General features: G+C 69.6%; 24 protein-coding genes. 16 read left to right on the forward strand and 8 right to left on the reverse strand.

Going from position 1 to position 24,269, the window contains the following annotated elements; genetic code table 11:
* Positions 1-368 precede the first annotated feature (368 nt).
* Entirely contained in the window at positions 369-1,079 is a 711-nt protein-coding gene (locus ACYVBN_RS10165) for a GAF and ANTAR domain-containing protein (RefSeq protein WP_460600411.1), read from the reverse strand.
* Positions 1,080-1,278: 199 nt separating this feature from the next.
* Between ACYVBN_RS10165 and ACYVBN_RS10170 the strand changes: the two genes are divergently transcribed.
* The gene (locus tag ACYVBN_RS10170) at positions 1,279-1,671 is read left to right on the forward strand and encodes a VOC family protein (RefSeq protein WP_460600412.1); all 393 of its coding nucleotides are present in this window, start codon (positions 1,279-1,281) and stop codon (positions 1,669-1,671) included.
* 34 nt (positions 1,672-1,705) lie between these two features.
* Positions 1,706-1,855, forward strand: coding sequence for a sigma factor (locus ACYVBN_RS10175; RefSeq protein WP_460600413.1), 150 nt, complete (start codon positions 1,706-1,708; stop codon positions 1,853-1,855).
* On the opposite strand, the gene ACYVBN_RS10180 is transcribed toward ACYVBN_RS10175, so the two are convergent.
* Positions 1,837-3,015: a glycosyltransferase family protein gene (locus ACYVBN_RS10180; RefSeq protein WP_460600845.1), complete on the reverse strand. Its 1,179-nt coding sequence runs from the start codon at positions 3,013-3,015 to the stop codon at positions 1,837-1,839. The genes ACYVBN_RS10175 and ACYVBN_RS10180 overlap by 19 nt on opposite strands.
* Positions 3,015-3,881, reverse strand: a complete 867-nt coding sequence (locus ACYVBN_RS10185) for a DMT family transporter (protein ID WP_460600414.1) — start codon at positions 3,879-3,881, stop codon at positions 3,015-3,017. The genes ACYVBN_RS10180 and ACYVBN_RS10185 overlap by 1 nt, the downstream gene beginning before the upstream one ends.
* Positions 3,882-4,016: 135 nt before the next feature.
* On the opposite strand from ACYVBN_RS10185, the gene ACYVBN_RS10190 reads away from it, so the two are divergent.
* The 9 genes from ACYVBN_RS10190 (at position 4,017) to ACYVBN_RS10230 (ending at position 14,173) form a co-directional block, all read left to right on the forward strand.
* A complete protein-coding gene (locus tag ACYVBN_RS10190) occupies positions 4,017-5,420 on the forward strand; it encodes a glycoside hydrolase family 3 N-terminal domain-containing protein (protein WP_460600415.1) in 1,404 nt (467 codons plus the stop codon).
* A 62-nt stretch (positions 5,421-5,482) separates the two neighbouring features.
* Complete coding sequence (locus ACYVBN_RS10195; RefSeq protein ID WP_460600416.1) at positions 5,483-6,217, forward strand: GntR family transcriptional regulator; 735 nt, start codon at positions 5,483-5,485, stop codon at positions 6,215-6,217.
* A 68-nt stretch (positions 6,218-6,285) separates the two neighbouring features.
* Positions 6,286-6,792 (forward strand): CoxS/CutS family dehydrogenase iron-sulfur subunit, encoded by a 507-nt coding sequence (locus ACYVBN_RS10200; protein WP_460600417.1) that lies wholly within the window; start codon positions 6,286-6,288, stop codon positions 6,790-6,792.
* On the forward strand, positions 6,789-7,790 hold the full coding sequence (locus tag ACYVBN_RS10205) for an FAD binding domain-containing protein (RefSeq protein WP_460600418.1): 1,002 nt from the start codon (positions 6,789-6,791) through the stop codon (positions 7,788-7,790). The genes ACYVBN_RS10200 and ACYVBN_RS10205 overlap by 4 nt, the downstream gene beginning before the upstream one ends.
* Positions 7,790-9,871, forward strand: coding sequence for a xanthine dehydrogenase family protein molybdopterin-binding subunit (locus tag ACYVBN_RS10210; protein ID WP_460600419.1), 2,082 nt, complete (start codon positions 7,790-7,792; stop codon positions 9,869-9,871). Before ACYVBN_RS10205 ends, ACYVBN_RS10210 begins: the two co-directional genes overlap by 1 nt.
* A gap of 1 nt (position 9,872) precedes the next feature.
* Positions 9,873-11,375 (forward strand): MFS transporter, encoded by a 1,503-nt coding sequence (locus tag ACYVBN_RS10215; RefSeq protein ID WP_460600420.1) that lies wholly within the window; start codon positions 9,873-9,875, stop codon positions 11,373-11,375.
* Positions 11,372-12,472 (forward strand): FUSC family protein, encoded by a 1,101-nt coding sequence (locus ACYVBN_RS10220; RefSeq protein ID WP_460600421.1) that lies wholly within the window; start codon positions 11,372-11,374, stop codon positions 12,470-12,472. The genes ACYVBN_RS10215 and ACYVBN_RS10220 overlap by 4 nt, the downstream gene beginning before the upstream one ends.
* Positions 12,473-12,542: 70 nt before the next feature.
* Entirely contained in the window at positions 12,543-13,517 is a 975-nt protein-coding gene (locus ACYVBN_RS10225; protein ID WP_440283337.1) for a TIGR03557 family F420-dependent LLM class oxidoreductase, read from the forward strand.
* Between the two features lie 74 nt (positions 13,518-13,591).
* Entirely contained in the window at positions 13,592-14,173 is a 582-nt protein-coding gene (locus ACYVBN_RS10230) for a GNAT family N-acetyltransferase (protein WP_460600422.1), read from the forward strand.
* A 99-nt stretch (positions 14,174-14,272) separates the two neighbouring features.
* On the opposite strand, the gene ACYVBN_RS10235 is transcribed toward ACYVBN_RS10230, so the two are convergent.
* From ACYVBN_RS10235 to ACYVBN_RS10245, 3 genes are all read right to left on the reverse strand, one after another.
* Positions 14,273-14,959 carry a cobalamin B12-binding domain-containing protein gene (locus ACYVBN_RS10235; protein ID WP_460600423.1) on the reverse strand — a complete coding sequence of 229 codons (687 nt, stop codon included), beginning with the start codon at positions 14,957-14,959 and terminating at the stop codon, positions 14,273-14,275.
* Positions 14,960-15,057: 98 nt separating this feature from the next.
* Positions 15,058-16,014 (reverse strand): cytochrome c oxidase assembly protein, encoded by a 957-nt coding sequence (locus tag ACYVBN_RS10240; RefSeq protein WP_440283334.1) that lies wholly within the window; start codon positions 16,012-16,014, stop codon positions 15,058-15,060.
* Positions 16,011-16,784 (reverse strand): SCO family protein, encoded by a 774-nt coding sequence (locus tag ACYVBN_RS10245; protein WP_440283333.1) that lies wholly within the window; start codon positions 16,782-16,784, stop codon positions 16,011-16,013. The genes ACYVBN_RS10240 and ACYVBN_RS10245 overlap by 4 nt, the downstream gene beginning before the upstream one ends.
* 93 nt (positions 16,785-16,877) lie before the next feature.
* On the opposite strand from ACYVBN_RS10245, the gene ACYVBN_RS10250 reads away from it, so the two are divergent.
* The 5 genes from ACYVBN_RS10250 (at position 16,878) to ACYVBN_RS10270 (ending at position 22,070) form a co-directional block, all read left to right on the forward strand.
* The gene (locus ACYVBN_RS10250) at positions 16,878-17,423 is read left to right on the forward strand and encodes a MarR family transcriptional regulator (RefSeq protein WP_440283332.1); all 546 of its coding nucleotides are present in this window, start codon (positions 16,878-16,880) and stop codon (positions 17,421-17,423) included.
* Positions 17,420-19,522 (forward strand): chloride channel protein, encoded by a 2,103-nt coding sequence (locus ACYVBN_RS10255; RefSeq protein WP_460600424.1) that lies wholly within the window; start codon positions 17,420-17,422, stop codon positions 19,520-19,522. The genes ACYVBN_RS10250 and ACYVBN_RS10255 overlap by 4 nt, the downstream gene beginning before the upstream one ends.
* Positions 19,523-19,524: 2 nt before the next feature.
* Positions 19,525-20,217 carry a DUF4396 domain-containing protein gene (locus ACYVBN_RS10260; protein WP_460600425.1) on the forward strand — a complete coding sequence of 231 codons (693 nt, stop codon included), beginning with the start codon at positions 19,525-19,527 and terminating at the stop codon, positions 20,215-20,217.
* A 67-nt stretch (positions 20,218-20,284) separates the two neighbouring features.
* Positions 20,285-21,397, forward strand: coding sequence for an FUSC family protein (locus ACYVBN_RS10265; protein ID WP_460600426.1), 1,113 nt, complete (start codon positions 20,285-20,287; stop codon positions 21,395-21,397).
* A 154-nt stretch (positions 21,398-21,551) separates the two neighbouring features.
* The gene (locus ACYVBN_RS10270) at positions 21,552-22,070 is read left to right on the forward strand and encodes a nucleoside/nucleotide kinase family protein (RefSeq protein WP_460600427.1); all 519 of its coding nucleotides are present in this window, start codon (positions 21,552-21,554) and stop codon (positions 22,068-22,070) included.
* 9 nt (positions 22,071-22,079) lie between these two features.
* Here ACYVBN_RS10270 and ACYVBN_RS10275 read toward each other — a convergent pair whose 3' ends face one another.
* Entirely contained in the window at positions 22,080-22,412 is a 333-nt protein-coding gene (locus ACYVBN_RS10275; RefSeq protein ID WP_460600428.1) for a hypothetical protein, read from the reverse strand.
* Positions 22,413-22,887: 475 nt separating this feature from the next.
* A complete protein-coding gene (locus ACYVBN_RS10280) occupies positions 22,888-24,264 on the reverse strand; it encodes an NAD(P)/FAD-dependent oxidoreductase (RefSeq protein ID WP_460600429.1) in 1,377 nt (458 codons plus the stop codon).
* Positions 24,265-24,269 lie beyond the last annotated feature (5 nt).

Genomic DNA, 24,269 nt, shown 5'->3' on the forward strand with positions numbered 1-24,269 from the left:
CCCCAGGGCAGACATCGGCACACCCCGACCCCGACACCCGTACCAAACCCTCCCCAGGGTCGAGAAACGACCAGGTATGCCGGCCGACGCCGTACCAAAGTCTCCCCAGGGCAGACATCGGCACACCTCGACCCCGACACCCGTACCAAACCCTCCCCAGGGTCGAGAAACGACCAGGTATGCCGGCCGACGCCGTCCCGACCCCGACACCCGTACCAAACCCTCCCCAGGGTCGAGAAACGACCAGGTATGCCGGCCGACGCCGTACCAAACCCTCCCCAAGGCAGACTTCCGGCACACCCGGGGCCCGACACCCGTACCAAACTCTCCCCAGGGCAGACTTTCGACACACCCCCGACCCGGTCGGCTCAGCCCGTGGCGTCCGGCAGCTGGCCGGTGGACACGAGGACCTCGGCGACGTCCTTGAGTTTCCGGTTGCTGTCCTGGGACAGTCGCCGCAGTACGGCGAGCGCCTGGTCCTCGGGCATCGCATACCGCTCCCGGATCATCCCGATCGCCTGACCGATCATCCGCGAGTTCTGCAGCGCGCCGTGCATCTGTGCGTCGGTCCGGGCGGCGATCAACGCGACGGCGGCGTGCGAGGCCAGCACCCAGCCGAGACGCTCGGTGTCGGCATCGAACGCCCCCGGCCGGTCGCTGTAGAGGTCCAACGCGCCGAACGTCCGCTCGTGGTGGAACAGCTGGAATCCCAGCATGCTGCCCACGCCCAGGGCCCGAGCCGTCGGCAGATAGGCGGGCCAGCGCGTCTCCGTGCTGGTGTCCCGGCACCGGAACGACTGATTGGTGTCGTGCAGATCCACCGCCGCGTCGAAGCACGGGCCCTCACCCACGCGTGCCTGGGCGGCGTCGGAGTCCTTGACCCGTTGCCCGGACGCCGCGGCGGTCTCGACGTCCCGCTTGTCGGTGAGCAGCATGATCCCGGCGTCGTCGCAGCCGGGCAGGACCTCGAGGGCCAGCGCCACGACCTGGTCCAGCACCGCCTGCTCGGTGGGTTGACTGGCCAGGTGCCGGGTGATCTCGGCGAACATCACCAGCGGGTCGTCATCCAGATGCTTCATCGGCCCTCGGCTCCTGCTCCTTCGTGGCGTGCCACCGACGGGGTCGGGGGCGAGGCCCCTTTCACAGTGACGTTCCAGCCTGCCACAGACGGTGGTGATGCCGAGCATCGCAGCCGAAGTCGCCGGGGCGCTTCGATGGGTTGTGCCGGTGACAGGAGCCGCAGGTGGTGCCAGCATGTTTCTGCACAAGGAGGTCCCCATGCCCACCACGAACACCGCACTGCGCGGCATCAGCCTCGTCTGCCTGACGACACCGAAGCAGGACGAGGCCGTGACGTTCTACGAGTCGATCGGTTTCGAGAAGCGCACCGACACGCCCTTCGGCGGCGGCTACCGGTGGATCGAGATGTATCCGCCGGAAGGGTCGACGGGCATCGCGCTCGCCCCGCCACCGGAGGGTTCCACCGTCGAGCCGGCGCAGACCGGGATCACCCTCACCACCGGTGACATCGACGCCGCGCACGCCGACATGCTCGCGGCCGGCGTCGACGTGGACGCCGAGGTGTCCCGGATGGGCGACCCCGTGCCGCCGATGTTCTGGTTCCGCGACCCCAGCGGGCACACCCTGATGGTGGTGCAAGACACCGACTGAATCCGGCCGCCACGCAACCGATTTCGCGCTCCTGGTGGAACGCCACCGGGCCGAGCTCCATGCGCACTGCTACCGGATGCTCGGCTCGGTGCACGACACCGACGACGCGTTGCAGGAGACGCTGATCGGTATGGCGCGGCGGCACGGTCCGCGACGTCACGGCATTCATCGTGCGCTCGGCTGAACCGCGGTGGGCAACAGCCGCCGGTAGATCTGCTCGAACCTGGCCACCGTGCGGCCGGCGGCGTGCCGCTCGGCGATCCGGCGACTGACCGCCCCCATCGCGCGCCGGTCGCAGGTCAGCAAGGTGGTGAACGCTCTGGCCAGCTCGTCGATGTGCCCCGGCGGGTAGAGCAGCCCGTTGGCACCCTGCTCCACCAGATGCGGCAGCGCGACGGCATCGGCCAGCACGACCGGCAATCCGGTCGCCAGCGCCTCCAGGGTGGCGATGCTCTGCAATTCGGCGATGCCGGGCAGGCAGAAGACGTCGAAGGCGGCATACACCTCCGGCAGGACCTCATCGGGCACGAAGCCGAGGAAGTGCACCCGGTCTGCGACGCCGGCGTCGACGGCGAACTTCTCCAGGGCCCGCCGGCGCGCGCCGCAACCGGCGAGCACCAGTTGCGCGGGCAGGCCGGCGCCGAGACGGGACAGCGCCCGGATCGGTTCGGCGAGATGCTTGTCGGCGTCGAGCCTTCCGACATACCCGATGGTCGGTACGTCGGGGACGCCGATGGCCCGGCGGGCCACGCCGGCGACCGCGCGCGGGTGGAACGTGTCGACGTCGACACCGCAGGAGATCGGCTCGACCGGCTGCGGCAGACCGTGCCGCCGGACCAGCGCGGCAGCGGTCGGGGTGGGTGCTGTGAGCCGGTCGGCGCACCGGTAGACCTGCCGGAAGTCGGCCCACGCGGCGCGGGTCAGCAGCGGCCGGCAGGGCGCCGGGACGTATGGCGTGAGGTTCTCCGGCATGAAGTGGTTCGTCGCGACGACCGGAATGCCACGATCGGCGGCGGCGCGGATCGCCGCCCTGCCGATGGTGAAGTGGTCCTGCGCATGCAGCACGTCCGGGTGGAGGTCGGCGATCAATTCGGCCAGCCGGCGCCGGGTGCCCAAGGGGTTGGCGAAGCGCAGCGGCGGCCGGATCAGCAACGGCAGCGAGGAGAGGCGGTGGACCCGCACGCCCGCGTCGTCGACGACCAGCTTGGTCGGTCCATTGTCCGACGAGCAGACGACATGCACGTCGTGACCGAGCCCGGCCAGGCCGCGGGCCAGCCGGCGGACGAAGACGGCGCTGCCGCTGACATCGGGCGGGTAGGTGTCGGTCGCCAGCAGGATGCGCATCACGCGACCCGCGCGTTCCGCGTGTGACCCGGGTGGTCCCGTGACAGAACGACGACGCCGGCCGTGGTGAGCGCGGCCGCGAGCGCGAGCCAGGCCAGCTGGAGCGGCTCGGCCGGGATGGGGTCGCCCAGCACGACCACGCCGGTGAAGGCCGCGGTGAACGGGTCAGCCACCAGCACCACGGCATACACCTCGGCGAATCTGGCCAGCCCATAGGCATATTGCTGTGCGACGCCACCGGCCACCAGCAGCACGACCGCCACCACGGTGGGCCAGTCCAGCACCGCCTCGACGTCGCGCGCCGACCGGCGGCCGATGACGCCGATCACCGCCGCCGCGACGCCGAACGACGCGCCGGCACCGGCCGCCACGGCGGCGGCACGCACGTCGACACCGACCCGGGCGCGCGGCAGGGCCAGCGAGCCGCCGGCGATGCCGAGCGCGATGACCGCCATACCGATCGCCTCACGGGCCGGCAGTTGGATGCTGCCCTCCCCGGCCGGGAGCACGACCAGGAAGGCGGCGAGTCCGACGATGACGACGCCGGCACCGGTCATCGCCCGCACGCTGGGCCGGGTGCGGTCCAGCGCCGATCGTGCGCCGACGGCGAAGATCAGCCCCACGGTCCCGACCGGCTGGATCGCGCTGACCGGGCCGAGGCTGAGCGCGACCACGTGCACCCCCACGCCGCACACCCCGGCGACGGCACCGGCGAGCCAGCCGGGCTGCCGGATGAGGCCGAGCAGGAAGCGGATCCGGCTGTCCGCCGCGTCCCGGACGCCGACCGCGGTGCGTGCCTGGAGCGCAGCGCCCACCGCGATCAGCAGCGCCGCACCGACCGCAAGGCCCACCGCGAGTTGGTACATCGCGGTGCCTCACCACACACCCTTCACCACTTCACAGTGGCAAGCGAGCCTGCGTGTCACCTGCATGCCGGGCCACAACCTGGCGTGGCGCTGGGACGTCCTTCTGGGTGGAGCACTCACCGGAGGAGTCACGTCATGAAGATCTGCACACGCCGACCGCTGGTGCTGGGCACGACGTTCGCCGTCGCGGCAGCCGGTATGACGCTCGCGGGTGCGCCGCCGTCGCACGCCGGCGGCATTCGCCGGGCGGCACTGGCCAGTTGCCCGTCACACCCGGTGACCTACTCGGGCATGACCGGCAGCTGCGTGAAACTGGTCCAGCAACTGCTGATCCAGCACGGCTACTCGGTAGGGTCGTCCGGCGCGGACGGCGTCTTCGGCAACGCGACGCTGAGCGCGGTCAGGCGCTTCCAGAGTTCGCGGCACCTGGACGCCACCGGGGTGGTGGACATGCTCAGCTGGAAGGCGCTGCTCAGCTTCGGCGTGACCGGGTCGGCCTGCGTGACCAAGACCTACGACCAGATGACGGTGCCGCAGCGCCTCGGCCAGCTGATCATGGTGGGGATGACCACCTCCGGCCAGACCACGGTGCACGGACTCGTCTCCGGCTACCACGTCGGCAACGTCGTCTATCTCGAGGGCTGGAGCGGCAACGGCACCGTCGGGAAGACCTCGGACGGGCTGCAGCGGCGGGCGACGGCCACCGCCACCGACGGAGTGCCGATGCTGATCGCGGCCGACCAGGAGGGCGGCTATGTGCAGCAGCTGACCGGCACCGGATTCAGCAGGCTCCCGACCGCGCTCACCCAGGGCACCTGGTCGTCGTCGCACCAGACCAGCACCGGCGCCACCGTCGGGCAGCAGCTGCGCGACGTCGGCGTCAACGTCGAGCTCGCGCCGGTGACCGACACGGTGCCCCAGTCGCTGGGCACCCGGAACGGGCCGATCGGCCACTACTACCGGGAGTACGGCTACACGCCGTCGACCGTGTCGCGTGCGGTGACCAACATCGTGCACGGGCTCAACTCGCGCGGCGAGATCGCCACCCTCAAGCACTTCCCCGGCCTCGGCCGCATCGCGAACAACACCGACACCTCCAGCACGGGCATCACCGACAACACGACGACGGCGACCGACTCTTACCTGACGCCGTTCCGGGCCGGCATCGGCGCCGGCGCCGGGATGGTGATGGTCGGCCTCGCCTGGTATCCCAAGATCGACGCGGCCAACCAGGCCGCGTTCTCCTCGCGGATCATCACGACGATCCTGCGCGGCAACCTCGGCTTCCACGGAGTCGTCGTCAGTGACTCGTTGAGTGCCGTTGCCGCGCAACACCTTCCGGTCGGCGACCGGGCCGTGAAGTTCATCGCGGCAGGCGGCGACATCGCGCTCACCGGCGCACCGAGCGAGGTGCCGGCCATGCTGGCCGCGATCCGGGCCCGCGTCAGTGCCAGCTCCACCTTCGCCTGGCAGGTCAACCACGCCATCCATCGGGTGCTGACCCTCAAGGAGCAGCACGGGCTGCTCTACTGCTCCTGACCACGCCACGTCCGGGCCCGAGCAGTGCCAAGCCCGGCGGGTGCCTGGATTACGGTCGACGAATGACACATGAGGTGGTCGCGGCGGCTGTCGACGGCGGCAAGCGCGCGGCGGTCGAGCGGCACCTGCGCGACCTGATCGACGACCTGGACAGCGGCGCCGCACTGCCGACCGAACGTGCGCTGGCCGAACGCTGGGGTGTCGCCCGGATGACGGTGCGCGAAGCGATCGCAACGCTGACCCGCGAGGGGCGACTGCGAGCCATGCGCGGCAAGGGCACCTTCGTGCAACCTGCCCCGATCGCGCTACGGGTCCAATTGGGTTCCTTCGCAGCGCAACTCGACAAGGCACACCTCAATCCGACGACGCGCACGCTGGACCGGCGGCGCGACCCGGAGCCGCCCCTGGAGGCACGACAACACCTGCGGTTGCGTGCCGGCGCCGGAGCGGCATACATCTCCCGTCTGCGGCTGGGCGACGGCCGACCATTGGCGCTGGAGAAGGCGTGGTTCCCGATGCGTCTCGCACGCAGCCTCCTGCACGGTGACCCGCCCGCCAGCACCTTCCAGTGGATGGCCGAGCAGGGCATCGCGCCGGACTCCGGGGAGGAGGCGGTCACCGCCGGCACACCCCACCCGGACGAGGCGCTCATCCTGCAGATCCCCAAGGACAGCACGGTGATCCGGCTGGTGCGCCGTTCCGTGCGCGCCGGTCGGCCGGTCGAGTACTCCCAGGCGGTGCTGCCGGCCGGCCGGTATGAGCTGTGGTTCCCGCTGGGCGCGACGGGCCGCACCTGACACGTGTTTTGCACCGCCCGCGCCGGGGTAGCGGTTCTCACGAGCTTTCCGCCACGTGAGGAGTCCCGATGGAGTGTCCGATCACCTTGACCGTCGACGACGAGCAGCATTCGGTGACCGTGGACACACGCACCAGCCTGCTCGACGCGCTGCGCGATCACCTGGATGTGACGGCGCCCAAGAAGGGCTGTGACCGTGGCCAGTGCGGTGTCTGCACCGTGTTGCTCGACGGCCGACGCGTGACCTCCTGCCTGACCCTGGCGGTCGCCCACGACGGCGCCGACGTGGTCACGGCACAGGGGCTCATGGACGGCGGGACGCTGCACCCGATGCAGCAGGCCTTCCTGGACCAGGACGGCTTCCAGTGCGGCTTCTGCACACCCGGACAGGTGTGTTCGGCCGTCGGCATGCTGGACGAACTGCAGTCCGGCCAGCCGAGTTACGTGACCGAGGACCTTGCGGACCGGCCCGCCTGCGACGAGGAGGAGATCCGCGAGCGGATGAGCGGCAACCTGTGCCGCTGCGCGGCATACGTCAACATCGTTGCGGCGATCCGGCAGGCGGCCGGGGCATGAAGCCGTTCGACTACGCCCGCGCCGACGACGTCGACACCGCGATCGCGACGGTGGCGGAGGCCCCGCGCGCGACGTTCCTCGGCGGCGGCACCAACCTGGTCGATCACCTGCACCTGGGCATCACCGCGCCCGAGCTGCTGGTCGACGTCAGCCGGTTGCCGCTGGACACGATCGAGGAGCTGCCCGACGGCGGCCTGCGGGTCGGCGCCGCGGTGCGCAACAGCGACTTGGCCGCGGACGAGCGGGTACGACGCCGCTTCCCGGTCCTGTCCCGCGCGCTGCTGTCCGGAGCGTCCGGTCAGTTGCGCAACCTGGCGACCACCGCCGGCAACCTGCTGCAGCGCACCCGGTGCGTCTACTTCCAGGACGTCACCACGCCGTGCAACAAACGCGAACCCGGTTCTGGTTGCTCGGCGTTGGAGGGCTACCAGCGCCAACAGGCCATCTTCGGCGCGTCGCCGCACTGCATCGCCGTACACCCCTCCGACATGGCAGTGGGGATGCTGTGCCTCGACGCGACGGTCCTCGTGCAGGGCCCCGACGGCGAGCGGACCATCGCGCTCGACGATTTTCACCGGCTGCCCGGTGACGCACCCCAGCAGGACACCGTGCTGCAGCACGGCGAACTCGTCACCGCCGTCGACCTGCCGGCCACCGGCTTCGCCGCCCGGTCCACCTACCGGAAGGTGCGCGACCGGGCATCGTTCGCATTCGCGCTGGTCTCGGTCGCTGCCGCGCTCGACCTGCGTGAGGACGGCACCATCGACGACGTGCGCATCGCCTGCGGCGGCGTCGCCCACAAACCCTGGCGCGCGCGCCGTGCCGAGGACGTGCTGCGCGGCGCCCGAGCCGGTGAGGACACCTTCCGGGCAGCCGCCGATGCCGCACTGCAGGAGGCAGATCCATTGGAAGGCAACGCTTTCAAGGTCCCGATGCTGCACAACACGATGGTGCGCACCCTGCACGACCTGGTGTCCGCCGAGGGAGGTGCACAGTGATGACCACGTCCTCGATCGGGTCGCCGCTGGAGCGGATCGACGGCCGCCTGAAGGTCACCGGCGCCGCGCCATACGCCTACGACCAGTCGGTGGAGAACCCGGCCTATCTGCACCCCGTGCAGTCGACCATCGCCAAGGGCCGCGTCACCGCAATCGACACCTCGGCCGCAGAACAGGTCGACGGAGTGCTGGCAATCATCACGCCGGACAACGCTTTTCGACTCACGGACATCGACGACCCCGAGCTGCTGGTGCTGCAGTCCGACGAGATCGCCTTCCGTGGACAGCTCATCGCCGGGGTCGTCGCGGTCTCCCCGGAGATCGCCGGCGAAGCTGCCGACCTGATCCGGGTCAGCTACCACGAGGAGCCGCACGACGCCCTGCTCGACCCGGACCGTGACGACCTCATCGCCCCGGAGAAGCTGGACGGCAACGCCGAGACCGACACCAGCGAAGGCGACGTGGATGCCGCTCTCGCGAGCGCCGCCGTCACCGTCGAGCACACCTACATCACTCCGACCGAGCACAACAATCCGATGGAGCCGCACACCACGACGGCGCAGTGGGACGGGGAGCGGCTCGTGCTGCACACCTCCACGCAGGGCGTCCACGTGGTGCGGTCCTCCATCGCGCCGCTCTTCGGGCTCGACGAGAGCAGCGTGCGGGTCGTATCGCCATACGTCGGAGGCGGTTTCGGCTCCAAGGGCAAACCGCATTCGCCGGCAGTGCTGGCTGCGCTCGCCGCGCACGCGGTGCCCGGCAGAGCGGTGAAGCTCGCGCTCACCCGACGGCAGATGTTCGAGTTGGTCGGCTACCGCACGGAGACCATCTCCAGGGTCCGGCTCGGCGCCGGCGACGACGGCCGGCTCACCGCACTCAGCCACGAGGCCATCGGCCAGACCAGCACCGTGGTCGGTTTCACCGAGCAGACGGCGCTGCCCAGCCGCACCATGTATGCCGCACCCAACCGGCTCACCACGCACCGCTACGCCCGGCTGGACGTGCCGATCCCCTTCTGGATGCGCGCCCCCGGTGAGTGCCCGGGCATGTTCGGCCCCGAGGTCGCCATGGACGAGTTGGCCGAGGCGTGCGGCATCGACCCGATCGAGGTGCGGCTGCGCAACGACACCGACACCGACCCGGACACCGGCAAACCATTCACCCACCGCGACCTGGCCGGCTGCCTGCGCGAGGGTGCCCGGCGGTTCGGCTGGGCCGACCGTGATCCGCGCCCCGGGATACGGCGGGAGGGCGAGTGGCTGGTCGGCACCGGCGTCGCCAGCTCGACCTACCCGGCCAACACCATGCCGGGCAGCCGGGTGCTGATCCGACACACCGATGGCGCGTATGTCGTCCAGATCGGCGCCGCGGACATCGGCACCGGCACCTGGACCGCGCTGACCCAGATCGCCGCCGACGCGCTGCACTGCCCGGCCGAGCACGTGCTGCTCGAGATCGGCGACACCGACCTGCCGACCGCCACGGTCGAGGGCGGTTCGTCCGGCATCAGCTCGTGGGGTTCGACGATCGTCGCGGCGGCCGAGGAGTTTCGCGCCCAGCACGGGGACAGCCCCTCCGAGGGTGCCAGCGCCGAGGCCGAGACGCCGGAGAACCCTGCGGCAGAAGAGTTCGCGCCGCATTCCTTCGGCGCACAGTTCGCCGAGGTGCGCGTGCACCAGGACACCGGTGAGGTGCGGGTGCCGCGCATGCTGGGCGTCTTCTCGGTCGGGCGGATCATCAACCCGCGCACCGCCCGCTCCCAACTGGTCGGCGGTATGACGATGGGCCTGTCGATGGCATTGTTCGAGCACAGCGTGATGGACCCGCGCTTCGGGCACATCGTCAACCACGACTTCGCGGAGTACCACATCGCCGCCCACGCCGACGTGGGCGACATCGAGGCGGTCTGGCTGGACGAATCGGACCCGCACACCAACCCGATGGGCGCGCGCGGCATCGGCGAGATCGGCATCGTCGGCGCGGCCGCCGCCATCGCGAACGCCGCCCATCACGCGACCGGGATCCGGGTGCGTGACCTGCCGCTCACTCCGGACCGGTTCGTCACGCGGATGGAGGGATGACATGTCGTCCTCGGAGAACACTGCGGACCACGCCGCGGAGAACACTGCGCGGAACACCGGGAAGAACACCGGCGAGAAGGCCTCGGGCCAGCAGCCCGATGACGCCGTTGAGCTGACCGGCACGGGCACACGGCGCATCTGGACCTGGGCGTTCATCATCGCCGTCGGCGGCTTCCTCTTCGGCTACGACACCGGCGTGATCTCCGGTGCGCTGCTGTTCATCAAGACCGACTTCCATTTGTCCTCGACCGAGCAGGGCGCCGTGGTCAGCGTGCTGTTGCTCGGGGCGATGATCGGCGCGCTCGGCGAGGGCCGGGTGGCCGACGCCCTCGGCCGCCGCAAGGTGCTCGGCATGGTCGGCGTGATCTTCCTGATCGGCACCGCGGTTGCGGTGTTCGCCACCAACTACGCCATCCTGCTGGTCGGCCGGGTGGTGCTCGGGCTGGCCGTCGGCGGCGCGTCCGCGCTCGTGCCGACCTACCTGGGCGAGCTGGCGCCGGCGCAGGTGCGCGGCCGTGTGCTGACCCTCAACCAGCTGATGATCACCATCGGCATCATGGTCGCCTACCTGGTCAACCTGGCGTTCTCCAGCATCCAGAGCTGGCGGGGCATGCTGGCCGTGGGTGCGGTGCCCGCCGTCGTCATACTCGTCGGTGCTCTGGTGCTGATTCCGGAGTCGCCGTCGTGGCTACTGACCCACGACCGCACCGACGACGCCGAGAAGGTCTACCGGCGGATGATGGGCGACGACGGCGGCGAGCAACTGCTGCGGGCGCGTCAGCAGGAGTTGGAGGATGAGCAGAGCAGCGACGAGCAGGTCGGCTGGCGCGGGCTCTTCCAGCACGCGGTTCGCCCCGCACTCATCGTCGGCGTGGTGCTGGCCGCGTTGCAGCAGTTCGGCGGGATCAACACGATCATCTACTACGCCCCCACGATCATGGAGAAGACCGGCCTGACCGCCTCCAACTCGATCTACTACTCGGTGGCCGTCGGCGTCATCAACCTGGTGATGACCGTCGTCTCGCTGTGGATCGTCGGCCGGGTGGGCCGGCGCAAGCTGCTGCTCTTCTCGATGGCCGTCATGCTGGTGACCCTGGTCATCATGGGCCTGTCGTTCGTAGCCTCGTGGAGTTCGCTGCTGTCGCTGGTCTTCATGGTGCTCTACATCGCCGGCTTCGCCGTCGGCATGGGGCCGCTCTTCTGGGTGCTGATCGGTGAGATCTTCCCGCCCAATGCGAGCGCCACCGGCTCCAGCGCCGCGACGGCGGTCAACTGGGTGTCCAACCTCATCGTCAGCCAGATCTTCCTGACCGTGGTGACCACCATCGGGCTGGGCCAGACGTTCTGGTGCTTCGCGGTGATCTGCCTGTTCGCGCTCTTCTTCATCGCCAAGTGGGTGCCGGAGACCAAGGGCCGGGAGTTCCCGGAGATCGACGACGACCTGCAGCAGCGCTTCGGCCGGGAAGGCGCTTCGCAGGAGGCCGCGGCCGCGTCGTCGTCTTGAGCCGCCGGGGGCCGCTGCCGGCTGACCTCGTGCACTGGCGGCGGCTGGTCGCGGGTGCGACCGGCGACGCCTGGCAGCGCGTGCGCACCGGGGGCTGGCCCGTCATACAGGGCACTTTCGCGGCGACCGTGTCGTGGGTGATCGCGCGGCATCTGGTGCAGCATCACCAGCCGTTCTTCGCCCCGATCGCCGCGGTCGTCGCCCTCAACACCCATCGCGGCGAGCGCGGCACCAACGCGGTGCGGCTGTTGCTCGGGGTGATCCTCGGCATCGTCGTCGCCGAGGGCGCCGTCGAGGCAATGGGTGCCGGTTACGTCACTCTGGCGGTCGCCACGGTTGTGTCCATGCTGCTCGCCCTGGTCCTGGGCGCGGCGCGGATGGTGATCGCGCAGTCGGCGGCGAGCGCCATACTCACCGTCGCGACGAACTCCCCCGGCGTCGGTCCGGCACGGTTGATCGACGCCCTGATCGGAGGCGGGGTGGCGCTGGTGATCAGTCAGCTGCTCTTCCCGGCCGCGCCGCTGAAGCTGTTGCACCAGGACGAATCCGCTGCGCTCGCCGGTATGGCGCAGGCGCTGCACCTGGCCGGCGCCGCCATCGAACACGGCGACGACACACCGGCGGACCGGGCGGTCGAGCAGTTGCGCAGCGTGCGGGACCGGCTGACCGAGTTGGGCAAAACGCGGCAGCTGACGCTACACACGGCGCGGCGTACCCCGCGGTGGTGGGTGCGCCGGGGGCCGATCGTGCGCGAGGAGGAGAACGCCGGTCAGCTGGACCTGCTGGGCAGCAGCTGCCTGGCGTTGACCCGGGCGATCATCGCCGCCGACGACACCGAGCTGCAGTCACTGCGGCCGGCGATCGGGCAGCTGGGTGACGTGTTGCAGGGCCTGGCCGCCGCGCCGTCGGACCGCGACGTGCGCCAGGACGCCGCCGACCGGGCCGTGCGGATCGCTCGGGGCACCCGGCAGCTGCCGGCCGACGCGCCGGAGGCTGCGCGGGCGGTCGCGTGGTCGCTGCGGCAGGTCGCGCACGACACGATCGTCTTCGCGGGCATCGACCCCGGGCAGGCCAGCGACGCGGTCACCGGCTCCTGACCGGCGCTGTTTGCCCGGTATGCCGGCGGGTAGGTGCAGCCGGACGGCATACCGAGGAGTGGAGCACCGGATGAAGATCGGCTACAAACTCGCGGCAGAGGCGTTCGGCCCCGCCGAGCTGGTCCGCCAGGCCGTGCTGGCCGAGCAGGCCGGTTTCGACTTCGTGGAGATGAGCGATCACTTCCACCCGTGGCTGGACAACCAGGGGCATTCGCCGTTCGCCTGGACGACGTTCGGGGCGATCGCCGCGCAGACCGATCGGATCGGACTCGCGACCGGGGTCACCTGTCCGACGATGCGTTACCACCCGGCGATCATCGCGCAGGCGGCGGCGACGCTCGCGCTGCTCTCCGACGGCCGCTTCACCCTGGGCGTCGGCGCCGGCGAACGACTCAACGAACACGTGGTGGGACAAGGGTTCCCCGACACGGTCGCGCCACGGCACGAACGGTTGCGCGAGGCGCTGGAGATCATCCACCTGCTCTGGCAGGGCGGCTACCAGTCCTACGAGGGCAAGCATCTGAGCCTGGCCGACGCCCGGGTCTTCGACCTGCCCGACGAGCTGCCGGTGATCGCCGTCGCGGCCAGCGGGGGCGCGTCCGCGCGCATCGCGGCGGAGTGGGGGGACGGCCTGTTCGCGACCGAACCCAAGGCTTCGATCGTCGAGAAGTATGCCGCCGCAGGCGGATCCGGGCCCCGATATGCGGAGGTGCCGATGGCGTGGGCGGCCGACGAGCACACCGCCGCGCAGGCCGTCCTGGACACGACACGATGGGCGCTGACCGGCTGGAAGGTGATGAGCGAGCTGCCCAACCCGGCGAACTTCGCCGCCGCCACCACGACGGTGCGCGAGGAGGACGTCCTGGGCCAGTTCGCCTGCGGCCCCGATCCGCAGCGGTATGTCGACGTCGCCCAGCCGTTCGTGGACGCCGGGTTCGACCACCTGGTGATGCAGAACGCCGGGCCCGACCCGGACGGCTTCCTCGACTTCTATCGCCGCGAGCTCGACGCGCGGATGCGAGCGCTGACGCCGGGACAGCCGTAGCTCGCCGACGCCGCCGGGCGGCCGCCGCACCCGGTGCCCCAGGATGGTGACCTGAACGCACGAGAGGAACGCCCATGAGGGTCACGACCACCACCCTGCAGATGCTCCAGGCACCACCCGATGCCGCGCCGGCACTGCCCGACGACGTGCGGCTGGACCGCGCGGCGGAGGTGTCACCCGAATACGCCCGGTTCCTCTACGGACTCGTCGGCGGACCGTGGCGCTGGACCGATCGACTGGGCTGGTCGCGGCAGCAGTGGGTGGACGAGCTGTCGGTGCCCGGCACCGAGTTCTGGATTCTGTATGGCGAGGGCGTGCCGCTCGGCTACCTCCACCTGCAACCGGTGCCGCAGGACGACGGCCTGCACGTGGAGATCCGCTACTTCGGCCTCGTCGAGCAAGCGATCGGGCGCGGCCTCGGCGGCCGTCTGCTCGCCCGCGGCATCGAAGCCGCGTGGACGATCCCTGAACGCAGCGGCCTGCCGGCCGTCCGCCGGGTCTGGGTGCACACCTGCTCCCTCGACGGTCCGGTCGCACTGGCGAACTACCGGGCCCGCGGCTTCGAGGTGTGCGACGTGCAGGAGTCGGACGAGGACCAGCCGGACGAGCCGCTGGGGTCGTGGGTGTCCACCGGCGGCGACAGCGCGAGGGTCTGACGTCCACGGACCGGAAGGCCGGGCCGGCTGTCTCGGGAGGTCGAACAGATCTTCTGAGGTCTGTCCGCATCCGGGATTCGGAACGGACGTCCGGAGCCGCTAGCCGGCCGAACTCGGCGCTTCGGAGGTGACACCGTGCTGGATCCCGTGAGCAGCAACCGCGGTGATCGCCGCGGCCGCATGTCGCCAATCGTCGGACAACATTCCGATGCCGTCGATGTGACAGGCCTTCAGCGGACCGGCGAGGAACAGCGGCGTCGCGGCATTCAAAGTGGTCAGCACGGTGGCGACCCGGCTGATCCGGCGTGGATTGATTCCCGACAACACACACACGGCGCAGTCGTTGGAGCGTGCGGCGGCGGCCAGAGCCTTCCAGGGTGTGTTCGCTCCCAGCACAACCGGAGCGAGACCCCGATCCAACAGCATCAACGAGAACAGGTGGATCGGCAGATCGTGCAATTCCCCGGGAGGGCACGCCAACAGCACGGACGTCGAGGAATTCGCCGTGAAGGACGGCCGACGAAAAGATCCGACGACCGAGCGAATGATCCCGGAGGCGTGATGCTCGTGCAGCACACCGAGCTTGCCGCTTTCCCACATGTCGCCGACGTGACGCAGCACGGGAATCAGGACATCGGCCACCAGTGAGTCGTTGCCGTACCGCTGCTGGTGGCAGAGCAATTGGTGCTGCAGCAGGTCACCGTCGAGGCCCAGGATCGCATCGAAGACGTCACCCCGGGCATCCAGGACGCCCTGCGCGCTCATCGACCCCACCGCGACTGTCACTCGCGCAGCCTACGTGGTACGTGAGTAACAGGTGGTCCCGGTGTGGTCCCCGTTGTCGAGCTGTGACAACCGAGCCCGCTGGTGCAGCTGATGTCAGCTCAGCGCAGGCTGTGCAGCCACTGGTTGTACGCGCGCAACTCGGCATCCGCGGTCCGGTCCTCTGCGCGGTCGTGGCGCCGCGCGGCGCGTCGGCTGCTGGCGGCCCAGGTCGCGGCGAGAGCGAGCACCAGCGCGAGGTTCGGCAATTCGGTGAAGCCCCACGCCAGTCCCCCGCCCACCTGCTGATCGTGGACCGGTGACAGGTGCCACGCGCTCGGCGGGTCCGCGAAACACGTGGTGAGCAACGTCGTCATACCCATGACGATGACGCCGAAGAAGGCGTGGAACGGCACCGGCAGGAATGCCTCCAGCAATCTGATCGCCGGACCCTGCCGATGCGGGGACGGATCCAGCGCGAGGATCGGCCAGAAGAGCAGGTAACCGGTCAGCACGAAATGCACGAGCATCACATCGTGTCCGAGCCAGTTACTCATCAGCCAATCGATGATCGGCGTGAAATACAGTCCGTAAAGGGTGAGGATGAACAGCGGGATGGTGAAAGCCGGGGCCGTGATGATCGCTGCGACGCGGCTGTTGAGTGCCCGCACCAGGCATCGATGGGAGCGGGAGGCGGCGGGTATCGCCCGCAGCGCCAGCGTGGTGGGTCGGCCCAGCAGCAGGGGGATCGGCGTCACCATGCTCAGCGTCATGTGCTGCACCATGTGCACGCTGAACAGCTCCATCCCATAGCCGTTGATGCCGGTGGCGACCATGAACACGAAGGACGCGATGCCGCAGCCGAACCAGATCGTCCGCCCGACCGGCCAGCCGTCCCCCCGTCGCGTCAGCCGCACGACTCCCCAGCCGTAGAGCACTGCTGCCAGCGCGGCCAGCACGACGAGGATCGGCACGGGCTGCGGATGCCACGCCAGGAAGCGGGGCCAGGTCGGCGGCGCGGTCGGCATCCACATCGGCCCGGTCACGTCGAACATGGCGCTGTGCGGTGTGTGCCTCATCGCTGCCGCAACGAGCTGATCACGGTCTCCGCCTGAGCCTTGGTCCACGCGGTGGCTGCTGGGTGCTGAAGATTCTTCCGGCCTTCAGCGCTCATGAACGACCGCAGCGTGCTCGGAACGCTGCCGGCGGATGCGTACGGAACACCTTCGAGCACGAAGCGCTCACGTCCTGCAGCGTCGAAGAAGAAGACTTCGTCGGAGTGCTGCACGTCGTAGGTCAGCTTCGCGCCGGTGCGCCAGTTGTGTGGTGCCGGCCCGGGGTCGTCGGCGACACGTTTGCGCCATACGCCCAGGTAGTCCCAGAGCGCGTTCACGTTCTTGGCGCTGCCCGTCCACGCCTGCCAGTCCCGTGGTGGGTCGGTGAACAGGCTCCGGTACGCCTGCAGCTGGTCGCGCGTGTCTCGGCCCGGGTCCACCGTCAGCGAGACGAACACCGGAGGTTCGGCTGAGGTATGACGAGCCTCCGCCCGCGCGGTCTGCACCAGCGTCGCAGTGTCCAGGGGACACGTCTCCTGGCACAACGTCATCACGTCCGACAGGACGACGATGCGTCCGCTCAAGTCGGCCAGACTCGTCCTGGTGCCGTCGCTGGTGGTGAAGGTGAGATCCCGGACCGACTTCGGCACGGGCGAGTTCAGCGGGGTGCCGATGCCGTCCGTGCTCGACGAACTGGATGCCGCGGCCTGGGTGGACGCCCCGGAGCCCGCGGAACAGGCCGTGAGGGTGAGCAGAACGAGAGAGCCGATCAGTGCTGTATGCAATCGATGCATGCAGCAAGGGTTGCACGCTCGCCTGAGTGCGTATCCAGCCCCCGCGGAGTGACGATAGATGCATGCTGCAACAGTTGCTCTATGCTGTGCGGCATGACTGATGAGGTTGGTACGACATCCGAGTCCATCGTCGCGGAACTGGCAGGCGACGACGCAGCCAGTGTGCTGGCCGGCCAGGCCGACATCGTCGACGCAGTGCTCGCGGCCAACCGGGTTTTCGTCGCCGTTGCCGCGGGGGCGCTGGCCAACCTGGAGCCCGAGGTCACGCTGCCCCAGTTTCGGGCGCTGGTGCTGATCGACATCCATGACGCGATGACGGTCGCGCAGCTGGCCGACGCACTCGGCGTGGTGCCGTCGACGGCGACGCGCATGTGTGACCGGCTGGTCGCCAAACAGCTGGTCGATCGCGTCGTGGACAGCAGCAACCGGCGTCAGATGACCCTGACGCTGCGGCCGGAGGGACGTGCTCTGATCGAGCAGAGCACGCGGCAGCGCAAACGGGAGATCAACCGGCTGCTGCAGAGCATCCCGGCGCAGGCACAGGCCGAACTCGCGAGCGCACTGGGCCTCCTGGTGCAGGCCGCCCACGGAAGTGACCGCACGCGCGCGGACGCGCGGCAGCACGGCGGTGCGCGGTGACGATCGTCCAGACGCAACTGCGCTCCGCCGGCGCCGCCGCCGGCGGTTGGGTACGTCGCAGCAGCTACCTGCAGAAATGGGTCGTGCTCGGAGCGGTGATCGGTGTCATCGCCGGAGCGGGCGCGATCGTGTTTTACCTGGCATTGCAGGCGGCCGGGCATCTGCTGCTGGAGGACATCGGCGGATACACCGTGCCCAGTCCCGCCGCCGAAGGGGGCGCGACCGGCGACGGGCACTTCAGCCGGTGGTGGGCCATCCCGCTCGTCGTGGCGCTCGGTGGGCTGCTGTCGGGCCTGCTGGTGACCAAGTTCGCCCCTGAAGCCGAGGGGCACGGCACGGATGCGGCGATCGACGCCGTACACCGCAACCCCCGCATGATCCGCAGCCGGGCCGTCCTGGTCAAGATCATCACCTCGGCGCTGACCATCGGCTCCGGTGGATCCGGTGGCCGCGAAGGCCCAACCGCACAGATCTCCGCCGGATTCGGTTCTCTGCTGGCCCGCACCCTGGACCTGACCGCCGAGGACGGCCGGATCGCCGTGTCGGTCGGGATCGGGTCAGGCATCGGCGCCATCTTCGGCGCACCGCTCGGTGGCGCGGTGCTTGCGGCGGACATCGTCTATAAGGACGACTTCGAGGTCGAGGCGCTGGTGCCGGGCCTGGTCACCTCGATCGTGGCGTACACGGTGTTCGGTTTCGCCGAAGGATTCACGCCGATGTTCGGGTATGCCGCGGCGGGATACCGGTTCGACCATCCCGTCCAGCTGGTCTGGTTCGCTGTCATCGGTGTCGTGGCAGGGCTGGTCGGGCTGACGTACAGCACGACCTTCTACGGCTTCGCCGATTTCGTGAAGCGGCTGCCCGGCAACACGATCGTCAAGCCGGCCGTCGGCGGCTTGGCAGTGGGGCTGATCGCCCTGGCGATCCCGCAGGTGCTCGGCACCGGCTACGGCTGGGTCCAGATCTCCCTGACCCGGCAGGGGCTGCTCGGCATACCGCTGTGGACCATCCTGTTACTGCCGCTGGCCCGGATCGCCACCACCGCGCTATCGATCGGGTCCGGCGGATCCGGCGGCATCTTCGGACCCGGCATGGTGATCGGCGCGTTCACCGGAGCCGCCGTATGGCGGGTGCTGGAGACCTTCGCCCCGGGCGTGCCACACAGCCCGGCACCGTTCGTCATCGTCGGCATGATGGCGTGTTTCGGCAGCATCGCCCGGGCACCGCTGGCAATCATGCTGATGGTCGCGGAGATGACCGGGAACCTGGTCATCCTGGCCCCCGCCATGGTGGCGGTCGGGATCGCCTACCTGATCGTGCGGCACTTCGACAAAACGATCTACCGGTCCCAGCTGACCAATCGCGACGAAGCCATCGCCGCCCGGCTCCGGCAGGGTCTACCGCTGCTGGCCCGCGTGCCGGTCGCCGATGCGATGGCGACACCACGTCTGGTGCTGCACGAGAACGATCACCTCACGGACGCTGTGGAGCGTCTGTCCGCGGCAGGGATCCCCGGTGCACCCGTGGTCGATGTCCAGGAGCGCTTCCTCGGCACGGTGACCCTCGCCGAGCTGCGCGCGCCGGCAGCCAAGGACCCGGGCGGCGCCATCCGGCGCCGGATCGATGCGACCGCACCGTCGGTGGAGACCGCGGCCACCTTGGATCAGGCGGTCGACGCGCTGCCGGCGACCGTGCATTGGCTGACAGTGCTGGACGACCAGCGCCATGTGCGCGGCATCGTCGCCTTCAGCGATGTCGTGCGCGCCTATCACCGCATGCTCCGCGCGGATGCGCACCGGATGTCCCGCGTGGCATCCAGCGCCGGCATCCAGGACGTCCAGGTCGGTGCCGGCTCTGCGCTGGTGGGACGCCGCCTGGACGAGCAGATCCTGCCGGACGGCGTGATCGTGGTGGCGGTTCGTCGCGCGGACGCGATGCTGCTGGGTCTCGGAGCGGTCCGGCTCGATGTGGGCGACCAGATCACCGTGCTGGTACGCCCGGACCGGCAAGACGACATCCGGCCGCTCTTCGACGGCGATCCGGTCACCGCTCAACGCACCAGCGCCGCCGACCCGGGCATACCCACCGACGGAGCCTGAGCATGCCGCCCCCGTGGTTGATCGTCCTGTCGTGGTGCGGACTGGCAGCGGGCGTGCTGTCCGCCGCGTACATCGCCGGCGACATCCTGCTCCGCCGGTACCGGCAGCCGATGCCGGTCATGGAGGCCGTCTGGCCGATCAGCGGGTTGTACTTCCTGCCGGTCGCCATCTGGTCCTATCACCGGTTCGGGCGCCCGATGAGTCGTCGCTGGCAGACCGAGCGTCATCGCGCCGGGGCACCGGAGAAACCGCGCTGGGCCTCGGTCGCCGTCGGGGTGAGCCATTGCGGTGCGGGTTGCACGCTCGGCGACATCATCGCCGAGTTCGCCCTCTTCGCGGTCGGTGCCACGATCGCGGGGCAGACGCTGTTCGCCATGTTCGTCGGTGACTACGTGGCCGCCATCATCCTCGGCGTCGCTTTCCAGTTCTTCGCGATCGCGCCGATGCGCGGCCTCGGCATCGCCAAGGGCCTCAAGGAAGCGGCCAAAGCAGACCTGCTGTCACTGACTGCCTTCGAGGTGGGTCTGTTCGGCTGGATGGCACTGACGTACTACGTCTTCTTCCCCGCGCCGCACCTCGAACCCAGCTCACCGGTCTACTGGTTCCTGATGCAGATCGGCATGGTCATCGGCTTCTTCACCGCCTGGCCGGCCAATGTCTGGCTGCTCAAGCAGGGCATCAAGGAAGCGATGTGAGGTTCCTGCCGTCAGCGGCTCCGGCCCGCGACGGGTGAGGCCACCCGGTTGCGGGTAACCCGCTGCGGTGGACGAGGACGCCCTGCAACGCTATGCCGAACGCGACAGCAACGCCGCCCAGGTGACGGGCTGGCGGCACCACCCCCTGGTCGCGCAGACCGGCAAGACCGGTCTGGCCGCGGGGGTGGCCTACGCGCTGGCCAACCTGCTGCCCACGCCGCTGGACCAGCACGCGTACTACGCACCGCTGGGCGCGATTACCGTGATGTATCCGGCCGTAGCGGATTCCGTGTGGCAGGCACTCAAGGCGGTCAGCGCCGTGCTGGTCGGTGTCGGCCTCGCTCTGCTGACCATGGTGATCGCCTGGCCCGACGCGTTCAGTGTGGCCGGTGTCGTCGGAGTCGGCACGGCCGTCGGTGGGCTGGCCTGGTTCGGCGAGCAGCGCAGCTGGTTGCCGCTGGCGGCCCTGTTCGTGCTGACCGCCAGCCAGCCGAACACCGAGAGTTACGTCTCCGGATACCTCGTCGCGCTGCCGTTGGGCGCGATCGTGGGGATCGCGGCGAACATCCTGATCTTTCCCTCACTGTCGTTGTACGACCTGCGCGCCGCGGTGCGAGATCTTCGGCTCACGGTGGTGGGCCAGCTGCGTCAGATGGCCGCCCTACTGCGCGACGGCGACGGGCCGCACTCGGACCGATGGCAGGAATCCCTCACCGGGCTGGAGGATCCCCGCGCCAACGTCCGCGCACTACAGACGGCGGCGAAACGGGCCCGGCGCGGCAACATCCGGTCTCGACGGTGGTCCGGTTCACAGCGAGACCTGTTGGCTCTCGCGACCGCTCTGGAACGCTGCAGCTTCTTGGTGGAGGACCTCGGCATCATGCTGACCGAGTTCGACAGCGACACGCACCCGTTCCTCGACAGTGACCTGGGGCGAATGGCCGGTAGCACCCTGGTCACCTTGGCCGACATGTTCGACCACCCGCTGGAGACGGCACCCGGCACCGAGCGAACTCGCTCCGCCCAGCACGCCGTCGACCAGTTGATCGAGGCGGTGGACGGCAGCAAGTTCCACGATCGGCACAGTCGGCTGCTCGCCGGCGCGGTCGCCGTGACCGCCAGTCGCTGCCTTCTCAGCTTCGCCCGACGCCACGGCATCGACGAGACCGCACCAGAGTAAGGCGCGTCCGAGTAGGGGCTGGCCGGCGGGTTTGGTGGCGTCAGCGTCGCAGCACGGACCGTGCCAAAGCCTGCCCTGGGGAGAGTTCGGTACAGGCGGCCCTGACATCCGACGCATGACAGGCGGCGGCCCGCGCAGCGGCTACGGTCGATCAGTGGGTGTGCACAACTTCCTGATCGAAGGCGTCTCCGGGGCGGGCAAGACCTCCGTCTGCATGGAGTTGCGGCGCCGCGGCTACCACGCCCTCAACGGCGACACCGACCTTGCCTACCAAGGTGATCCGGCGACCGGCGAGCCGACTGATGTACCGTCCCACTGGCACCATCTCTGGCGCGTACCGCAGGTGCGAGCCCTGGTTGCCGACCGGTCCGAGCGATACACGTTCTTCTGCGGGGGCTCCCGTAACCGCTCCATGTTCATCGATCTCTTCGACGCCGTGTTCGTCCTGGACATCGACCTGGACACCCTGCACGAACGACTCGACAAGCGACCTGCGGACGAGTTCGGCGGGCGGTCAGGTGAGCGCGACCTGGTGGTGCGGCTGCATCGGAGCCAGGAGGATCGCCCGGAGCAGGGTATCTCGATCGACGCCACCGCACCGTTGAGTGCCGTCGTCGACGAGATCGTGCGCCGTGCGACAACGGCGGATCCGGCGGGTGGACGCTCCCCGTGAACAGGTGAGTCAGCCGACCGGAGCGGGTGGCTCTTGCGGTGAGACATCGGTCTTCTCGGTGATCCGTCGCACCACGTCGCCGGCCAGGTCCTCCTGCGCCTTGGCTCGCTCGGCCTCGCGCTGCTGGACCTCGGTCCGGGCGGCCTGCCACGCCGACCAGTGCCCCGAGACGAGCGCCCACAGTGACAGCGCCGACATGTAGACCACCGAGCTGAGCCAGCCCATGACCAACGAGACCGGGATCATCACGATCCAGCAGACCGCCAACCACCCGTTCACCCGGCGCATGAACGTCGGGTCGCCCTGAAACATCTCCCACAGCCTGCGAGTGCGCTGCACCATGCCGGTTCACTTCCTCTGCGAGCCACCGGCGGCGCACGCCTCCGGAAGCGGAATGGTGCTGAACCGGTACCCGGCGACACGTCGCAGATCACTCGCGAACAGCTGGAATCAACAGGGAATTCGCCGGGGGCGAAGCGGTATGGCGCGCCGCGGACGCGGCGGTATGACGTGCCGAACCAACGTGCCGAACCGACGCGCCGGACCGGACGCAGACGGCCGCCGCGGGCGGGCAGGCCGGCCCGTCCGCGAGGGGGCGAGCCGGTCAGCCCTCGTCCTGGACTGACCGGCTCTGAGCGAGTGACCGTCCCAGGGCCAGCGCCTCACCTGACGCCGCCGTACCCGCCCCGGCGCTGCGCCACACGCCCTTCACCGTGAAAATCTCAGCCGAAAATCTCAGCCGGCGCGCCGCCGACGGTGAGGAGGCGGCCGTCGCGCCGTGCCGCAGCACCGGTATTCGGTCCTCAGCAGTCGAACCTCAGGAGTCGAAACCGAGCCCTACCCGGTCCAAGGCTCGCAGCCACAGATTGCGGCGTCCTTCGTGGTCGTCGGCGTGCGCCAGCGACCGGCGCGTCGCCTCGATGCCGAGGAAGGCGAACGGCTCCGGTGGGAAGGGCAGCGGCTTGGTGCGCACCAGTGGCGTGCGGGTGCGCTCGGTGTCAAGGCCATCGAGCAGGTCGAGCATCACCTGCGCACCGAAACGGCTGGCACCGACACCGAGCCCGGTGTAGCCGAGCGCGTAGGCCACCCGGTGGTCGTATGCCGCCCCGAAGAAGGCACAGAACCGGGTGCACGTGTCGATCGCGCCACCCCACCGGTGACTGAAGCCGATGCCGGCCAGCTGCGGGAACGTCGTGTCGAAGTGCTCGGCGAGCTTCCGGTAGGTCTCCGGCCGGTCGTCATACGCGGGTTTCATCCGGCGGCCGTAGTGATAGACCGCGTCATACCCGCCCCAGAGGATCCGGTTGTCGGCGGTGAGCCGGTAGTAGTGGAACTGGTTGCCGCTGTCACCGAACCCCTGGCGGTGCCGCCAGCCGATCGCCGACAGCTGCTGGTCGGTCAGCGGCTCGGTCATCAGCACGTGGTCGTAAACGGGCACGCAATGCAGCCGTAGCCGGCGCAGCAGCGACGGAAACACGTTGGTGGCCAACGCGACTCGCTCCGCGCGCACCGTGCCGTGATCGGTGCGCAGCTCGATGGCGGCGTCGGTTCTGCGCAGCTCGCGCACCGGCGTGTGCTCCACGATCCGCACGCCCAACTGCTCGGCGACATCCGCCAGCCCCCAGGCGAGCCGCGCGGGGTCGAGCATCGCGACGCCGTCCCTGTCCCAGACACCGCCGCGGAAGGTGGGCGAGTCCAGCTCCGCGCGCACCGCCTCCCGGTCCAGGTAGTCCCCGTCGGAAACCGTTGCCGGGTCGGGCAATTGGTAGTCCTCGGTCGCGACGTCGACCTCGCCGGTGCGTTCGAAGTGGCAGTCGATGCCGTAGCGGGCCACGGTCTCCTCGATCTGGTCGAGGTTGCGCATCCCGAGCCGGTCCAGCTCGGTCTGCGCCGCCTCGCCGAACCGGCTGACGCCGTTGTCGTGACCGTGGGTGAGGCTGGCGGCGCAGAAGCCGCCGTTGCGGCCGGTCGCCGCCCACGCCAGGCGGCCACCCTCCAGCAGCAGCACGTCCCGGTCGGGGTTCGCCTCCTTGGCCAGCACGGCCGCCCACAACCCGCTGAATCCACCTCCCACGACGGCGAGTTCGCAGGAGGTGTCCGCATCCAGCGGCGGGCGTGCCGCCGGCCGGTCCGGAGTGTCCAGCCAGAACGGCACGCGGCGCGCCGCACCGATGCGAGCGTCGATCGACGTCATACCGG

Source organism: Flexivirga lutea (assembly GCF_054778955.1).

What these genes read in the sequence shown, in the direction of transcription:
- ACYVBN_RS10190 (WP_460600415.1), top strand. Translation starts at nt 4,017, where the DNA reads ATGAAGATCTGCACACGCCGACCGCTGGTGCTGGGCACGACGTTCGCC.
- ACYVBN_RS10225 (WP_440283337.1), top strand. Translation starts at nt 12,543, where the DNA reads ATGAAGATCGGCTACAAACTCGCGGCAGAGGCGTTCGGCCCCGCCGAG.
- ACYVBN_RS10170 (WP_460600412.1), top strand. Translation starts at nt 1,279, where the DNA reads ATGCCCACCACGAACACCGCACTGCGCGGCATCAGCCTCGTCTGCCTG.
- ACYVBN_RS10180 (WP_460600845.1), bottom strand. Translation starts at nt 3,015, where the DNA reads ATGCGCATCCTGCTGGCGACCGACACCTACCCGCCCGATGTCAGCGGC.
- ACYVBN_RS10215 (WP_460600420.1), top strand. Translation starts at nt 9,873, where the DNA reads ATGTCGTCCTCGGAGAACACTGCGGACCACGCCGCGGAGAACACTGCG.
- ACYVBN_RS10260 (WP_460600425.1), top strand. Translation starts at nt 19,525, where the DNA reads ATGCCGCCCCCGTGGTTGATCGTCCTGTCGTGGTGCGGACTGGCAGCG.
- ACYVBN_RS10200 (WP_460600417.1), top strand. Translation starts at nt 6,286, where the DNA reads ATGGAGTGTCCGATCACCTTGACCGTCGACGACGAGCAGCATTCGGTG.
- ACYVBN_RS10205 (WP_460600418.1), top strand. Translation starts at nt 6,789, where the DNA reads ATGAAGCCGTTCGACTACGCCCGCGCCGACGACGTCGACACCGCGATC.
- ACYVBN_RS10230 (WP_460600422.1), top strand. Translation starts at nt 13,592, where the DNA reads ATGAGGGTCACGACCACCACCCTGCAGATGCTCCAGGCACCACCCGAT.
- ACYVBN_RS10280 (WP_460600429.1), bottom strand. Translation starts at nt 24,264, where the DNA reads ATGACGTCGATCGACGCTCGCATCGGTGCGGCGCGCCGCGTGCCGTTC.
- ACYVBN_RS10275 (WP_460600428.1), bottom strand. Translation starts at nt 22,412, where the DNA reads ATGGTGCAGCGCACTCGCAGGCTGTGGGAGATGTTTCAGGGCGACCCG.
- ACYVBN_RS10250 (WP_440283332.1), top strand. Translation starts at nt 16,878, where the DNA reads ATGACTGATGAGGTTGGTACGACATCCGAGTCCATCGTCGCGGAACTG.
- ACYVBN_RS10210 (WP_460600419.1), top strand. Translation starts at nt 7,790, where the DNA reads ATGACCACGTCCTCGATCGGGTCGCCGCTGGAGCGGATCGACGGCCGC.
- ACYVBN_RS10245 (WP_440283333.1), bottom strand. Translation starts at nt 16,784, where the DNA reads ATGCATCGATTGCATACAGCACTGATCGGCTCTCTCGTTCTGCTCACC.
- ACYVBN_RS10240 (WP_440283334.1), bottom strand. Translation starts at nt 16,014, where the DNA reads ATGAGGCACACACCGCACAGCGCCATGTTCGACGTGACCGGGCCGATG.
- ACYVBN_RS10185 (WP_460600414.1), bottom strand. Translation starts at nt 3,881, where the DNA reads ATGTACCAACTCGCGGTGGGCCTTGCGGTCGGTGCGGCGCTGCTGATC.
- ACYVBN_RS10195 (WP_460600416.1), top strand. Translation starts at nt 5,483, where the DNA reads ATGACACATGAGGTGGTCGCGGCGGCTGTCGACGGCGGCAAGCGCGCG.
- ACYVBN_RS10165 (WP_460600411.1), bottom strand. Translation starts at nt 1,079, where the DNA reads ATGAAGCATCTGGATGACGACCCGCTGGTGATGTTCGCCGAGATCACC.